This window comes from Streptomyces sp. NPDC107765 (assembly GCF_055657085.1).
This window is the reverse complement of sequence record NZ_JBVKBL010000011.1, coordinates 298,632-313,467: the sequence shown is the minus strand read 5'-3', so window position 1 is coordinate 313,467 and position 14,836 is coordinate 298,632. Positions and strand designations below refer to the sequence as shown.

The window sequence follows — 14,836 nt, the reverse complement described above, 5'->3', positions numbered from 1 at the left end:
CCAGGCCGTCAATGCGGGTGCCGGGCCACCGAGACGTGTTCCCGGGCGATGCGCTCGGCGACCGTGTACTCCTGGGCGATCAGGGCGTCGAGCAGTGCGGTGTGTTCGGAGGCGTCGGCCAGCAGCTCGGCGGTGCGCAGGCGGGCGCCGCCGGCCGCGGACCACTGGGCGCGGCGGAGCAGGTCGCCGGTGACCTCGGTGAGCCGGCGGTTGCCGGTGAGTGACATCACGGCCTGGTGGAAGGCGTGGTCGGCCTCGGCGTAGCCGGCCCGGTCGCCGCGGGCGGCGGCCGCGACGCCGGAGGCGGCGAGCGGGCGCAGCTCCTCCCAGCGCTCCGGAGGCAGTGCCCGGGCCAGCCGGACGATCGCGGGCACCTCCAGCATGGTGCGGACCTCGGCCAGCTCGGCGAGGTCGCGGGAGCTGCGCTCGGCGATCCGGAAGCCGCGGTTGGGCACGACCTCGACGGCGCCCTCGCCGGCGAGCTGCTGCATGGCCTCCCGGACCGGGGTCGCGGACACTCCGTAGCGCTCGGCGAGCGCCGGGCCGGAGTAGACCTCGCCGGGGGTCAGCTCGCCGTCGACGAGGGCCCGGCGCAGCGCGGCCAGCACCTGGGCGCGGACCGAGTGCCGCCGGGGTGCGGTGGGACCGGGCTGCGCGGGCACCCAGGCCCGTGCGCGCGGCTGCTGCTCCGCTGTGCCCTGCTCCATGGCGGCTCCTTCTGACATTCCCAGCACGATAGGCGGCCTTGGCGATAGTTCAAATCCGGAAGGAGGCGGAACGGCCGGTCCCGGCCCTCGTACAGGTGGCTCAGGACTGGCTCGCGAGGGGCCCGGGTAGGGTTTCCGATAAGGTAAGCCTTACCTGCCAACGCTCGCGATTCGGTGGTCACCCCCATGGCTTCTGCCCTCGCCGCCCCGCCCGTCACACACCCCGTCGCCGAGTCGTACGCGCGCCTCTCGGAGGTGTTCCCCGGGCTGCGGGTGTCGCTGTGGGACGCGGCGCCGCCGACCGGTGACGGCTGGGTGTGCGCGGCCGGGCTCGCGGCCGGCGGGGAGGCCCTGGAATCCTTCCTGGCCTGGGACGACGCCCAGATCCAGCGGGACTACGGGCAGTCCGCCCGGCCCGACGTCATCGCCAGTTTCGCGCTGCACCGCTACGCCTGGCCGGCCTGCCTGCTGATCACCGTCCCGTGGTTCCTGCACCGCCGGGTGCCGTACCTGCCCGTGCAGGACGTCTGCTTCCAGCGCGAGCTGGGCCGGATGGCCGTGCGCATCGGCTCGTTCGGGTGCCTCCCGGACGATCCGGCGGCGGCGCTGCCCGGGGCCCGGGTGGTGCCGGACGAGGAGGCGCTGCGCGCGGAGGTGCGGGCGGCGGTGGCCGGGCATCTGGCGCCCGTCCTGGAAGGCTTCCGCGGGCGGATGCGGCGCGGTCCGCGGGCGCTGTGGGGCATGGCCTCCGACGAGATCGTCGAGGGGCTGTGGTACCTGGGACACCTGCTGGGTGAGGAGCCGCGCGCGGTGGCGGAGCTGGAGCGGCTGCTGCCGGGGGCCACGTCCCCGTACGTGGGCGGTGCCGGTTTCCGTACGCTGACCGGTCCGGACGGGGCCGCGCTGCAGACCCGGGACCGCGCCAGTTGCTGCATGTTCTACACGCTGCGCCCCGAGGACACCTGCATCACCTGTCCGCGCACCTGCGACGCGGATCGCATCACCCGCCTCACCGCAACCACCTGACGCCCACACCACCCGTTCGGGTCGCCGGATTCGAACCCAACCGGCCGTGCACATACGGCAGTTCGAGGGTGGCGTCCGCTATCTGCCGGTCCTGCCCCTCCTTGGCGTCCTCTTGCTCCGAAAGCCCTTGGGGGGCGAGGGGATTCCGCCAGGATGTCGCGCGAAATCGCGTATCCGAGGCAAGGGATCCCCACAATGAGAACGACCGACATATCGCTGGATTGGCTTGTTCCCGGCGTCCTGTCGCTGGGTGCCGTGATGGCCGCGGCGGTGCTGGTGGTGCGCGGCCGCCGGGCGGCCGCGCAGTCGGGCGCCGACGACTCCTGGGAACGCAGCGAGGAGCGCCGCCGCCGCAAGGAGGCCGTCTTCGCCTCCGCCTCCTATCTGCTGCTCTTCTGCTGTGCCGCGGTCGCCGCCGCGCTGTCCTTCCACGGACTGGTCGGCTTCGGCGTCCAGAACCTCGGGCTCACCGACGGCTGGGAGTACCTGGTGCCGTTCGGGCTCGACGGTGCGGCGATGTTCTGCTCGGTGCTCGCCGTGCGCGAGGCCAGTCACGGCGACGCGGCGCTGGGCTCGCGCTTGCTGGTGTGGACCTTCGCGGGCGCCGCGGCGTGGTTCAACTGGGTGCATGCGCCGCGCGGCCTGGACCACGCCGGCGCCCCGCAGTTCTTCGCCGGGATGTCGCTGTCGGCCGCGGTGCTCTTCGACCGCGCGCTGAAGCAGACCCGCCGGGCGGCACTGCGGGAGCAGGGCCTGGTGCCCCGGCCGCTGCCGCAGATCCGGATCGTGCGCTGGCTGCGCGCGCCCCGCGAGACCTTCGCGGCCTGGTCGCTGATGCTGCTGGAGGGCGTACGGACGCTGGACGAGGCCGTCGAGGAGGTCCGCGAGGACCGGCGGGAGCGGGAGCAGAACCGCTTGCGCCGCCGCGAGCAGGGCAAGCTCGACCGGGCCCGGATCAAGGCGATCAACCGCCAGCACCGCGGCTGGGGCATCGGCCGGAGCGGCGGCCGGCAGCTGGCGGTCACCCCTGCCGGCGCCGAGGTGGCCGGTCCGGACCCCGCCATAGCCGGCGATCCGCCGCCCCTGCCCGCCGTAGAGCTGCCGCTGCGCTCCCGCCCGGCCCTCAAGGCCGTATCCGGCGCTGACCCGGACGCGGTCACCGCCACGGACACCGTCGATCCCGCGGCCCGGTCCTGGCGGGCCGTGGACCTCACCGCGGAGGACGACACCCAGACGCTGCCCCGTCTGGACTCCCTGGAGGAGAAACTCGCCGAGATCGAACGGCAATTCGGCTGACCGGCGGCGGACCGCGTCGGCCGACACCCCCGACCTGTGGTCAGGCCGGTCCGCCGCCCAGCTCGAACCAGACGCACTTGCCGAATCCCTCGCTGCGTATCCCCCATGCGTCGGCCAGGGCGCGCACCAGCATCAGCCCCCGGCCCGAGGTCCCGTCCGTGCTCGCCGCACGCACCTCAGGACGCCCGGGAGCGCAGTCCCGCACCTCGACCCGCAGCCGGTCGCCGACCTTCGCCGTGACCACCGCATCGCCCTCGGCGTGAACCAGGGCGTTGGTGACCAACTCGCTGGTGAGCAGCGTGGCGACCTCCGCGAGCTCGCCGCCACCGGGTGCCGCCCACCGGCTGAGTAATTGCCGCAGCTCCCTGCGTATCTCACCGACCGCGCGCAGATCGGCCCGGCGCACCTTCCGCTCCAGCACGCCCGGCGCCCGCGCCGCGCCCCCCTCGCTCTGCTGAGCCGTCGTCTGTCGTCTTTCCCGTTCCTCGCGTCGCACAGGCTGACGCATGCTCTCCCCCGCCCCCCACGGACCTCGGCGTCCGGTCTCGAACAGCCTCACGGTCAGCATGCCCATCGGATCAGTCGCCATGCTTCCGTCCGCTTCCGCTTCGGGGCGCGCGGGCGTGCGCGCGCCGGGTGGGCGGGCCGGCCCGCGCTGGGTATGCCTGTCGGGTGGGGCCCGGACGAGCGGGAGGAGCCGCCGTGCACGACGACCGACTGCTGGTGGAGGGGCGCCTGGAACGGGCGCTGGGGCAGTTCATCCGGCCCGCGGTGTACGCGGCGCGGGTGCCGCTGCGGCTGGCCGCCTGGCACGCGCCGGGCGAACCGCGGCCGGTGGCCGAGGCGCTGGGCGCCGAGTACGTGCCGTTCGCGGCGGGCGAAGCGTGGGGGCCGCCGTGGTCGACGAGCTGGTTCCGGCTGGCCGGTGAGGTGCCCGAGGAGTGGGCGGGGCGGCGGGTGGAGGCCGTCATCGATCCCGGGTTCAGCGGCGACGGGCCCGGTTTCCAGGCGGAGGGCCTGGTGTACGACGCCGAGGGCGTTCCGCTGAAGGGGATCCATCCGCGCAACCGTCACGTCCCCGTCGGTGCGCCCGTCCGTGGTGGCGAGGAGGTGCGGCTGCTGCTGGAGGCCGCCGCGAATCCGGCGGTGCTGCGGGACTTCCGCCCCACCGACCTCGGTGACCTCCGCACCGCGCCGGACCGCCCGCTGTACCGCTTCGCCTCGGCGGACCTGGCCGTCCTCGACGAGACGGTCTGGCACCTCGTGCTCGACATCGAGGTGCTGGCCGAGCTGATGCCGGAGCTGCCGGCCGACCGCCCGCGCCGGCACGAGATCCTGCGCGCGCTGGAGGACCTGCTGGACGCGCTGGACCTGCACGACGTCGCGGGCACGGCGGAGGACGGCCGGGCCGCGCTGGCCGGGGTGCTCCGCCGCCCCGCCGCGGCCAGCGCCCACCGGATCTCGGCCACCGGGCACGCCCATATCGACTCGGCCTGGCTGTGGCCGCTGCGGGAGACCGTCCGCAAGGCGTCCCGGACCTTCGCCAATGTCACCCAACTGGCAGTGGATTACCCGGAGTTGGTGTTCGCATGCTCGCAGGCGCAGCAGTACGCCTGGGTCAAGGAGCACCAGCCGCACATCTGGGCGCGCATCAAGGAGGCGGTGCAGAGCGGCACCTGGGCGCCGGTCGGTTCGATGTGGGTGGAGTCGGACGCCAACATGCCCGGCGGTGAGGCGCTGGCCCGGCAGCTGGTGCACGGCAAGCGGTTCTTCCTGGAGGAGCTGGGGGTGGAGACCGAGGAGGTCTGGCTGCCGGACTCCTTCGGTTACACCGCGGCCTTCCCGCAGCTGGCCCGGCTGGCCGGCGCGCGGTGGTTCCTGACGCAGAAGCTGTCGTGGAACCAGACCGACCGGATGCCGCACCACACTTTCTGGTGGGAGGGCATCGACGGCACCCGCGTCTTCACCCACTTCCCGCCGGTCGACACCTACAACTCGCGGTTGCACGGCGCCGAACTCGCCCATGCCGAGCGGAACTTCGCCGAGAAGGGCCGCGCCACCCGCTCCCTGGTCCCGTTCGGCTGGGGCGACGGCGGGGGCGGCCCGACCCGGGAGATGCTGGAGCGGGCCCGCCGGCTGCGCTCGCTGGAGGGCTCCCCGCGGGTCGAGATCGAGCCGCCGGCCCGGTTCTTCGCGGCGGCGCACGAGGAGTACGGTGCGGCCGCGCCGGTCTGGTCGGGCGAGCTGTACCTGCAGTACCACCGGGGCACGTACACCTCGCAGGCCAAGACCAAACAGGGCAACCGGCGCAGTGAACACCTGCTGCGCGAGGCGGAGTTGTGGGCGGCGACGGCGGCGGTCCGGGCGGCGGCCGCCGGGGGCGCGGAGGGCGGTTATGCGTATCCGTACGACGCGCTGGACCGGATCTGGAAGACCGTGCTGCTGCACCAGTTCCACGACATCCTGCCGGGCTCGTCGATCGCCTGGGTGCACCGGGAGGCCAGGGACACCTACGCGGTGGTCGAGGCGGAGCTGACCGGCATCATCGAGGAGGCGCTCGCCGCACTGGGCCGGGCGGCGGACGGCGCGCCGCCCACGGTGTTCAACGCCTCGCCGTACGACCGGAACGAGATCGTCGAGCTGCCCGGAGACGGGGTCGGCGCGGGTGCGGCCGTCGCCGTGCACGTCCCCGCGCTGGGGGCGGCGGCCGTCCGCCCACCGGGGCCGGACTCCCCCGTTCCGCCGCCCGCGCCCGTACGGGCCGCCACCGGCACCGACGGCACCGTCACCCTCGACAACGGGCTGCTCCGGGTCCGCATCGACACCGACGGCCTGCTGGCCTCGGTCCGCGATCTGCACGCCGGGCGGGAGGTGCTGGCGCCCGGCGCCCGGGGCAATCTGCTCCAGCTGCACCCCGACCACCCCACCAAATACGACGCCTGGGACCTCGACCGGCACTACCGCCACCGGCACACCGATCTGACCGCCGCCGCATCCGTCGACCTGGTCGCCTCCGGGCCGCTGGTCGCGAGCGTGCGGGTGACCAGGTCGTTCGGTGCGTCCCGGGTCGTCCAGGAGCTGACGCTGCGGGCCGGCGCGCACCGCCTCGACGTGCTCACCGACATCGACTGGCACGAGTCGGAGAAGGTCCTCAAGGCCGCCTTCCCGCTGGACGTGCACGCCGAACGGTCCACCGCCGAGATCCAGTTCGGGCACGTCCACCGCCCCACCCACACCAACACCAGCTGGGACGCGGCCCGGTTCGAGATCTGTGCGCACCGCTGGCTGCGGGTGGCCGAGCCGGGCTACGGCGTCGCGCTGCTCAACGACTCGACCTACGGCCACGACGTGACCCGGGTCCCGCACGCCGAGGGCGTGGGCACGACCGTGCGGCTGACCCTGCTGCGCGCCCCGCACAGCCCCGACCCGGCGACCGACCAGGGCAGCCACCGGTTCCGCTACGCGCTGCTGCCGGGCGCCACGACCGGCGCCGCGGTCGCCGAGGGCCTCGCGGTGAACCTGCCCCTGCGGACCGCGGCCGCGCCGCCGGTGCCGCCGCTGATCCGCGTCGACCACCCGGGGATCACCGTCGAGTCCGTCAAGCTCGCCGAGGACCGCAGCGGTGACGTGGTGGTCCGGCTCTACGAGTCCCGGGGCGGCCGCGCCACCGGCACCCTTTCGCCCGGTTTTCCCGTCGAACGGGCCACCGTGACCGACCTGTTGGAGCGTCCGCTGCACGACGAGGAGGAGGGGCCGACCGCGGAACTGACGCTGGAGCTGCGCCCGTTCCAGATCCTGACGCTCCGGCTTCGGCCGCAGCGCCCCGGCGGCTGACCGCGCGCTGGGCGGTTCACACCCGGGGGATGTTCCGCAGGTTGGAGCGGGCCATCTGCAGCATCCGGCCGACCCCGCCGTCCAGCACGATCTTGCCGGCCGACAGCGCGAAACCGGACACCATTTCCGCGCTGATCTTCGGCGGGATGGACAGCGCGTGCGGATCGGTGACGACGTCGACCAGCGCGGGCCCGTCGTGCCGGAAGGCGTCGCGCAGCGCCCCGCGCAGTTGCTTGGGCTTCTCCACCCGGACGCCGTACACCCCGGCCGCGCGGGCGATCGCCGCGAAGTCCGGGTTGTGGTTGGTGGTGCCGTACGACGGCAGGCCGGAGACCATCATCTCCAGCTCGACCATGCCGAGGGAGGAGTTGTTGAACAGCACCACCTTCACCGGCAGGTCGTACTGGACCAGGGTGAGGAAGTCGCCCATCAGCATGGCGAATCCGCCGTCGCCCGACATCGAGACGACCTGGCGGCGGCGGTCGAGGAACTGGGCGCCGATCGCCTGGGGCAGCGCGTTGGCCATGGACCCGTGGCTGAAGGAGCCGATCACCCGGCGGCGGCCGTTGGGCGTGAGGTAGCGCGCGGCCCAGACGTTGCACATGCCGGTGTCGACCGTGAAGACCGCGTCGTCGGCGGCCTCCTCGTCCAGCACCGAGGCGACGAACTCGGGGTGGATCGGCAGATGCTTCTCCACCTTCCGCGTGTACGCCTTGACCACGCCCTCCAGCGCGTCCGCGTGCTTCTTCAGCATCCGGTCGAGGAACCTGCGGTCGGTCTTCTCGCGGACCTTGGGGATCAGGCACCGCAGCGTCTCGCGGACGTCGCCCCAGACGGCGAGGTCGAGCTTGGTGCGGCGGCCCAGGTGTTCGGGCCGGACGTCGACCTGGACGATCGTGACGTCGTCCGGCAGGAAGGCGTTGTAGGGGAAGTCCGTGCCGAGCAGGAGCAGCAGATCGCACTCGTGGGTGGCCTCGTAGGCCGCGCCGTACCCGAGCAGTCCGCTCATGCCGACGTCGAAGGGATTGTCGTACTGAATCCATTCCTTGCCGCGCAGGGCGTGGCCCACCGGGGCCTTCACCCGCTCGGCGAACTCCATCACCTCGGCGTGCGCACCGGCCGTGCCACTGCCGCAGAACAGCGTGACCTTGCGGGCCTCGTCGACCATCCGGGCCAGCGCGTCGATCTCGGCGTCCCCGGGCCGGGCCAGCGGCCGGGTGGTGACGAGCGCGTGCTGGAAGGCGCGCTCGGGTGCCGGCTCGGCGGCGATGTCGCCGGGCAGGGAGACCACCGCGACGCCGCTCCGGCCGACGGCGTGCTGGATGGCGGTCTGCAGCACCCGCGGCATCTGCCGGGTGCTGGAGATCAGCTCGCTGTAGTGGCTGCACTCGGCGAACAGCCGGTCCGGGTGGGTCTCCTGGAAGAAGGTGGTGCCGATCTCGCTGGAGGGGATGTGCGAGGCGAGCGCGAGGACCGGGGCCATCGAACGGTGCGCGTCGAAGAGGCCGTTGATGAGGTGCAGATTGCCCGGCCCGCACGAGCCGGCGCAGGCCGCGAGCCGGCCGGTGAGCTGCGCCTCCGCCCCGGCGGCGAAGGCGGCGGCCTCCTCGTGCCGGACCTGGATCCAGTCGATCGCCGCGTTCCGGCGGACGGCGTCCACCACCGGGTTCAGGCTGTCGCCGACGACACCGTAGAGGCGCCGCACCCCCGCCCGCACCAGGATGTCCACGAACTGCTCGGCCACGGTCTGCTTCGCCATGTCGCTGTCGCTCCCAGGGTGGAAGGGGGTCGGGGCCGGGGGTACGAGGGGCCTGTTCCCATGAACCCATGCGGGCGGGCGGTCCGCCTCCGCGTGTCCGCCGTCTGCCCGGTCGGCCGTCCGTGGGTGCCGGGCCGGTCGGGTGTCCGCGGCGGCCGGCGCCGGCCCGCACGGTCGCGGGCGGCCGGCAAGCGCTTCCGGGTCCCGTCCGGCAGTCTGGGGCCATGAGCGCGTGGCAGCTGGTCGCGGTCGGTCTGGTGCTGCTGCTCGGGCTGATCGGGGTGCTGGTACCCGGAATCCCCGGGCCGCTGATCGTGTGGGCGGGCGTGCTGTGGTGGGCGGTCACGGAGAAGTCCGGTCCGGCATGGGCGGTGCTGATGGGCGCCACCGCGGTGCTGTTGCTCAACCAGGCGCTGAAGTGGCTGCTGCCGGTGCGTGATCTGCGGGCCGCGGGCGCGCCGTACCGCACCCTGTTCCTGGCCGGCGCGGCCGGCATCGTCGGCTTCTTCGTGCTGCCGGTGATCGGTGCCGTGGTGGGCGCGGTCGGTGGCCTCTACCTGCTGGAACGGGTCCGGCTCGGCGGCCACGGCGACGCCTGGGCCTCGACCCGCACGGTGATGCGCACCCTCGGCCTGAGCGTGCTGGTCGAACTGCTCGCCTGCCTGCTGGTGGTCGGCGGCTGGGCGGGGACGGTGCTCACGAGGTGAGGCGGCCCCGGGCAAGGGCCGACGACGGGCACCGCGGGACCGGCCTCAGGCCGCCGGCGCCGCCCCCGTGAGGGCCGGTAGCTCGCCCGGCGGGAGCAGTCCCGCCCGCCACAGCTGGTGCAGGGCGTACGCGCCCCAGGGCCGCCAGGCGCCCTCCGGGTCCGCGGCCCGGTCCGCACCCCGCTCCTCGTCGGCCCGCTCGCCGGCCGCCGGGCCGCCCAGGTCCGGGTCCCCCAGCGCCCGCATCCTGATGTACGCGGCGGTGCGCGGCCCGACACCGGGCAGCGCGGCCAGCGCCCGCTCCGCAGCGGCCCGGTCGGCGCCGGCGTCCAGCGGGACCGTGCCGTCGGCGAGCGCGGTGCACAGCGCACGCACCGGCTCGGGGACGTCCGCGCCGGTCAGCTCCGCGGGCGCCGGGAAGAGGTGGGTCAGCCCGCCGTCCGCCGCGTCCAGCGGCTTGCCGTAGGCCCGTACCAGCGCGGCGGCGCGTTCCGGCGGCCCGCCGAGCACGATCCGTACGGCCATTTCCTCCGGGTCCGCCGCGCCCGGCGAGCGCAGGCCCGGGCGCTCGGCCACCAGCGGGCCGAGCACCGGGTCCGCGCCGAGCCGCTCGGCGACGGCGTACGGGTCGGCGTCCAGGTCGAAGAGCCGGCGCAGCCGCTGCACGGCCGTCGACAGGTCCCGCAGGTCGGTCAGCAGCAGCCGGCACTCCAGCCAGCCGCCGTCCCCGCCCCGGGCCGCCGGGCACACCCGGCCGGCCGGCGGCCGGGACCGTCCGCGCGGCCCCGCGGGCGGCTCCTCGACCTCGGCGATCCCGTTGCCGTAGGTGAGCCGCAGGGTACGGCGGTAGGTGCGCGGGCCGGGCCCGCCGCGTACCTCCTCCACGCCCGGCACGGCCCGTTCCGCCAGGAAGTCGAAGATCTCCGCGGCCGCGTACGGGCCCCGGTAGGCCAGCCGCAGCGGGATCCCGCCGGCCGCCGGGCCGCCGCCCGGGGCGGGCCGCGACCGGGGGCGCGTGGTCGTGGCGCCGCCGCGCCCGCCCACCGCCGCGGCCCTCAGCTCGCTCGGCGTACCGGCGTAGATCTCCCGCATGGTGTCGTTGAACTGCCGGATGCTGGCGAACCCGGCCGCGAACGCCAGCTCGGTCACCGGGAGCGCGGTGGTCTGCAGCAGCACCCGCGCGGTGTGTGCCCGGCGGGCCCGGGCCAGGGCGACCGGCCCGGCGCCCAGCTCCGCGGTCAGCTGCCGCTGCACCTGCCGTGCGCTGTACCCCAGCCGCTGTGCCAGCCCGGCGACGCCCTCCCGGTCGACCACGCCGTCGCCGATGAACCGCATGGCCCGGCCCACCAGGTCGGCGCGCACGTTCCACTCCGCCGAGCCGGGCACGGCGTCCGGCCGGCACCGACGGCAGGCCCGGAAACCGGCGGCCTGCGCGGCCGCGGCCGACGGGAAGAACCGCACGTTCACCCGCTTGGGAGTGACCGCGGGGCAGCTCGGCCGGCAGTAGATGCCGGTGGTCACCACCGCGAAGAAGAACTCCCCGTCGAACCGCGCATCCCGGCTGGACACCGCTTCGTACCTGGTCTCGTCGTCCATCACGCCTCCAGTCTGCGCCCGCGGCGGGGCTCCGACCGGCGGATTTCGGACCTCACGTTTTGGACGTCGCCGGGGCCCGGGCAATGACGCCCGGGCCCCGGCTCACCTCACCCGCCCTGCTTCCCGGCCTCAGCTCACCTTCCGACCCCCCTCTTCCGCTCCATCATGTGCCGGCCCAGCGCCTGCTTCTGCTTCCAGTCCCGCCGGATCTCGGCCCGCAGCCGGGCGTCCGTCTTGGCCACGATGCGCTGGTTCTCGCGCAGCAGCTTGCGGTAGCTCTCCAGCCGGCGCACCGCCAACTCGCCGTTCTCCAGGGCGTCTTGGACCGCGCACCCCGGCTCGCTCCCGTGCGCGCAGTCATGGAAGCGGCACTCCTCGGCCAGCGCCTCGACGTCCGAGAACGTCCGGGACAGCCCGCCCTCGGCGTCCCACATCCCGACCCCGCGCAGCCCGGGCGTATCGATCAGCACGCCACCGCCGGGCAGCGCGAGCAGATCGCGGGTGGTCGTGGTGTGCCGGCCCTTGCCGTCCCGGTCCCGGGTGGCCTGAACCGTCTGCACACTCGCCCCCACCAGCGCATTCGCCAGTGTGGACTTGCCCGCGCCGGACTGCCCCAGGAGGACGGACGTCCCCCCGGCCAGTACGGCGGCCAGCACATCGAGCCCCTCACCGGTCTCCGAGCTGACGGCCAGCACCTGCACCCCTGGAGCGGCCGATTCGGCGTCCGCCACCAGGTGCGCCAGCCCGCGCCCGTCCCCGGCGAGGTCGGCCTTGGTCAGCACCACCAGCGGCTGTCCGCCGCTCTCCCAGGCCAGCGAGACGAACCGTTCGATACGTCCGAGGTCCAGCGCGTCGGCCAGCGAGACCGCGATCACCGCGTGATCGACGTTCGCCGCCAGGACCTGCCCCTCGGAACGCTTCGACGACGTGGACCGCACGAACGACGTACGCCGGGGCAGCAACGCCCGCAGGACGCCGTCCACATGGTCACCGCCCCGCCCGTTCTCCAGATCGATGACGGCCCAGTCACCCGTGCACGGCACCCGCATCGGATCGCCGGTCGCCACCAGCGCGGTGTCCGCCAGCACGGTCCGGACGCCGTCGCCGTCGGGCACCACGGCGTCCACGCGCCCGCGGTCCACGCGGACGACACGGCCGGGCACGAACCCCTGCCCGGCAAAGGGGGTGAAACTCTCCGCGAACCCGTCGTCCCAGCCGTAGGCCGTCAGCGGATGCGCAGCAGAAAGATCGAGGTCGAACAACGCAAGGACCCTTCAGGGAAAGCGGCCCCGGCCCACGCCACCGCGTGCGCACTCTGCGCAGCGGAAAACGGAAGTGACGTCGAGTCAGCCGGAGACCACGGAGGTGAATGTGATGAACTCCTGGATGCGGGCAGCGCCCCTCACAACGACAGCCATCGGTCCTCACCTCCCAGATTCCTCAACGGCCGACAAGGAAGGCGGCCTCAGGCCACCCTCCGGAACCCGCTCACCGTAAACCAGCGGCACTTGGCGCCGCCACCCTTTTTCGGCGGCGCCGCGTCGGCCTGCCGGCGTCAGTCGCTGCCCGGGCCCGCCAGTTGCGCCGCCAGGCCGCCCAGGATCATCCGGAGGCCGAATTCGAAGCCGCGGTCGTCGAGGGCGGTCGGGGACGGGTCGACGTGGGTGGCGGCTTCGAGGGAGTCGGCCAGGGCGGGGTAGTCGGGGCGGTAGGCGGCGGGCGGGCGGGTGAAGCCGGCCGCGTAGGTCTCCAGGGCGGAGCCGATGACCAGGAAGTCGAGGGCGGCGGCGGTCTCGGCGGCCAGGGCGGGGGTGCAGCCCGCGCGGACCAGGGTGGCGAGCAGGGTGTCGTACTCGCGCAGCGCGTCCTCGGTGTGCACGGCGCGGCGGGCGACCAGGGAGATGGCGTTGGGGTGGCGCTGCAGGACCCGCCGGTAGCCGCGGGCGTACGCGGCGATGCCGTCGAGCCAGGGTTCCCGGTGCAGCGGGGTGTGGTCGATCTCGGCGTCGAGCAGTTCGCCGACGGCGTCCAGGATGTCGTCCTTGGAGCCGATGTGGTTGTAGAGCGACGCGCCGCGCACGCCCAGCCGGTCGGCCAGCGCCCGCATGGTGAGTGCTTCGTAGCCGCGGTCGTCGATCAGCTCAAGAGCCGCGTGCGCTATGGCCGTCCTGCTCAGCAATGTCTGATGTGGGCGGCCCACGACACCCTCGCTTTCCGTTGAATTCCTGGTTTTCCAAGGTTACTCACCGGCAGGGGCTTCACAGAGCGGCCTGACCTCCTTACCTTCGCCGACTAACAAAGTTAGTTTTCATTCGAACCGCCAGGCGAGGTACGCCATGTCCCACTCCACGCCCCCGCACCGGCCGCCCGCCGGCAGCACAGACAGCGCTGCCGGCGGAGACGGCGACGCCGCCCGTCTCGCATCACTGGGCTACACCCAAGAACTCCGCCGCAGCCTGAACATCCTGGGAAACATCGCCATGGGCTTCGCCGTGGTCTCCCCGGTGGTCGCGCTGTACGCGGTCTCCATGATCGGCACGATGATCGCCGGGCCCGCGTGGATCTGGGCCCTGCCCGTGGTCCTGGCCGGTCAGTGCCTGGTGGTCAACGTCTACTCCGAACTGACCTCGCAGTGGCCGCTGGCCGGCGGCCCTTACCAGTGGGGGCGGCGGCTCATCGGCCCGCGGTTCGGCTGGCTGAGCGGCTGGGTCTGGCAGTTCGCGGTGATGTTCGGGAACACCACCGTCGCCTACCTGGCGGCGCCCTGGGTGTTCGCGCTCCTCGGGGTGGCGCCGTCGCCCGGCGCGATGGTCGCCGTCTCGATGGCCATCGTGCTGCTCTGCGCGCTGGTCAACGCGTACGGCATCAACCTCCTGAAGTGGTTCGTCTCGGCCGGCATCGCCGGTGAGGCCATCGCCTCCGTCCTTGTCGGCCTGTCCCTGCTGCTCTTCTTCCGCAAGCACCCGTTCTCGCTGTTCACGCACACCTTCGGCGCCGAGGCACTGTCCGGCGGCTCGGTGTCGGCGGCGCTGCTGACCGTGCTCGCCGTAGCCGGCTGGGCCTTCATCGGCTTCGACGCGTGCGTCTCGACCGCGGAGGAGACCAAGGACGCCGGCCGCCAGGTGCCCCGGGCGATGTGGTGGGCGCTGCTGTCCGTCGGCGCCGTGGTCATCCTCAACGCGGTGGCCGTCGCCCTCTCGTACCCGCACACGGCCACCGCCGTCGCGGGCAAGGACGTCGACCCGGTGACCACGGCCGTGGTCACGTCGTTCGGCTCCTGGTCGGACAAGCCGTTCGTGCTCGTCGTGCTGGTCAGCTTCCTGGCCTGTGCCATGGCGTCCCAGGGCGGTGCGGCCCGCGGCCTCTACTCACTCGCCCGGGACGACGTGTTCCCGTTCTCGCGGCAGGTCAGGAAGGTCAACAAGCAGCAGGCGCCGAGCGGCGGCCTGATCGCCTCCACCCTCGTCTCGGGCGTGGCGCTGCTGCTCGGCCTGAACGCCACCGCGATCGGTTCGCTGATCGCCTTCGGCACCGCGGCCACCTTCGTACCGTTCTTCCTGGTCTCCGCGGCCGCCCTGGTCGCGCGGCTGCGCGGCACCTGGGTGCCCGGTGGCCACATCCGGCAGGGCCGCAAGGGCACGGTGCTCAACGTCGTCGCCGTCGCCTGGACCGGCTTCGAGGTCACCAACGTCGCCTGGCCGCGCGCGGTGCTCGCCCCACCGGGCGCCCCCTGGTACCAGATCTGGGCCGCACCGCTCGGCGTCGCGGTGGTACTCGGCGCCGGCACGGCCTATCTGATGGCCCGTCGACCGCAGGACAGGATCCCGGCCCGGGCGGAGACGGACGCCGTCGGCGCGGCGGATCCCCTGCCCGCGGTGCCCGCCGCCGAGCCGCGGCCCTGACCCCTCCCC

General features: G+C 73.7%; 11 protein-coding genes. 5 read left to right on the top strand and 6 right to left on the bottom strand.

Annotation, left to right across the window (positions count from 1 at the left end; all coding sequences use genetic code 11):
* Positions 1–8: 8 nt before the first annotated feature.
* On the bottom strand, positions 9–707 hold the full coding sequence (locus ACZ7MX_RS26375; RefSeq protein ID WP_472135706.1) for a GntR family transcriptional regulator: 699 nt from the start codon (positions 705–707) through the stop codon (positions 9–11).
* A gap of 186 nt (positions 708–893) precedes the next feature.
* On the opposite strand from ACZ7MX_RS26375, the gene ACZ7MX_RS26370 reads away from it, so the two are divergent.
* Together ACZ7MX_RS26370 and ACZ7MX_RS26365 are read left to right on the top strand one after the other, a co-directional pair.
* Entirely contained in the window at positions 894–1,733 is an 840-nt protein-coding gene (locus tag ACZ7MX_RS26370) for a (2Fe-2S)-binding protein (protein ID WP_472135705.1), read from the top strand.
* 195 nt (positions 1,734–1,928) lie between these two features.
* Positions 1,929–3,029, top strand: coding sequence for a DUF2637 domain-containing protein (locus ACZ7MX_RS26365; protein ID WP_472135704.1), 1,101 nt, complete (start codon positions 1,929–1,931; stop codon positions 3,027–3,029).
* A gap of 40 nt (positions 3,030–3,069) precedes the next feature.
* Here the strand turns inward: ACZ7MX_RS26365 and ACZ7MX_RS26360 are convergent, their stop codons facing one another.
* The gene (locus ACZ7MX_RS26360; protein WP_472135703.1) at positions 3,070–3,537 is read right to left on the bottom strand and encodes an ATP-binding protein; all 468 of its coding nucleotides are present in this window, start codon (positions 3,535–3,537) and stop codon (positions 3,070–3,072) included.
* Between the two features lie 194 nt (positions 3,538–3,731).
* On the opposite strand from ACZ7MX_RS26360, the gene ACZ7MX_RS26355 reads away from it, so the two are divergent.
* Positions 3,732–6,863: an alpha-mannosidase gene (locus ACZ7MX_RS26355; RefSeq protein ID WP_472135702.1), complete on the top strand. Its 3,132-nt coding sequence runs from the start codon at positions 3,732–3,734 to the stop codon at positions 6,861–6,863.
* A gap of 16 nt (positions 6,864–6,879) precedes the next feature.
* Here ACZ7MX_RS26355 and ACZ7MX_RS26350 read toward each other — a convergent pair whose 3' ends face one another.
* Positions 6,880–8,622, bottom strand: coding sequence for a pyruvate dehydrogenase (locus ACZ7MX_RS26350; protein WP_472135701.1), 1,743 nt, complete (start codon positions 8,620–8,622; stop codon positions 6,880–6,882).
* Between the two features lie 224 nt (positions 8,623–8,846).
* Between ACZ7MX_RS26350 and ACZ7MX_RS26345 the strand changes: the two genes are divergently transcribed.
* Positions 8,847–9,329 (top strand): DUF456 domain-containing protein, encoded by a 483-nt coding sequence (locus ACZ7MX_RS26345; RefSeq protein ID WP_472135700.1) that lies wholly within the window; start codon positions 8,847–8,849, stop codon positions 9,327–9,329.
* 45 nt (positions 9,330–9,374) lie between these two features.
* Here ACZ7MX_RS26345 and ACZ7MX_RS26340 read toward each other — a convergent pair whose 3' ends face one another.
* From ACZ7MX_RS26340 to ACZ7MX_RS26330, 3 genes are all read right to left on the bottom strand, one after another.
* Positions 9,375–10,925 (bottom strand): DNA-3-methyladenine glycosylase 2 family protein, encoded by a 1,551-nt coding sequence (locus tag ACZ7MX_RS26340; RefSeq protein WP_472135699.1) that lies wholly within the window; start codon positions 10,923–10,925, stop codon positions 9,375–9,377.
* 134 nt (positions 10,926–11,059) lie between these two features.
* Positions 11,060–12,187 carry a ribosome small subunit-dependent GTPase A gene (gene rsgA, locus ACZ7MX_RS26335; RefSeq protein ID WP_472135698.1) on the bottom strand — a complete coding sequence of 376 codons (1,128 nt, stop codon included), beginning with the start codon at positions 12,185–12,187 and terminating at the stop codon, positions 11,060–11,062.
* 293 nt (positions 12,188–12,480) lie between these two features.
* Positions 12,481–13,125, bottom strand: a complete 645-nt coding sequence (locus tag ACZ7MX_RS26330; protein WP_472135697.1) for a TetR/AcrR family transcriptional regulator — start codon at positions 13,123–13,125, stop codon at positions 12,481–12,483.
* Positions 13,126–13,261: 136 nt separating this feature from the next.
* On the opposite strand from ACZ7MX_RS26330, the gene ACZ7MX_RS26325 reads away from it, so the two are divergent.
* Positions 13,262–14,827, top strand: a complete 1,566-nt coding sequence (locus tag ACZ7MX_RS26325) for an APC family permease (RefSeq protein WP_472135696.1) — start codon at positions 13,262–13,264, stop codon at positions 14,825–14,827.
* Positions 14,828–14,836: the final 9 nt, after the last annotated feature.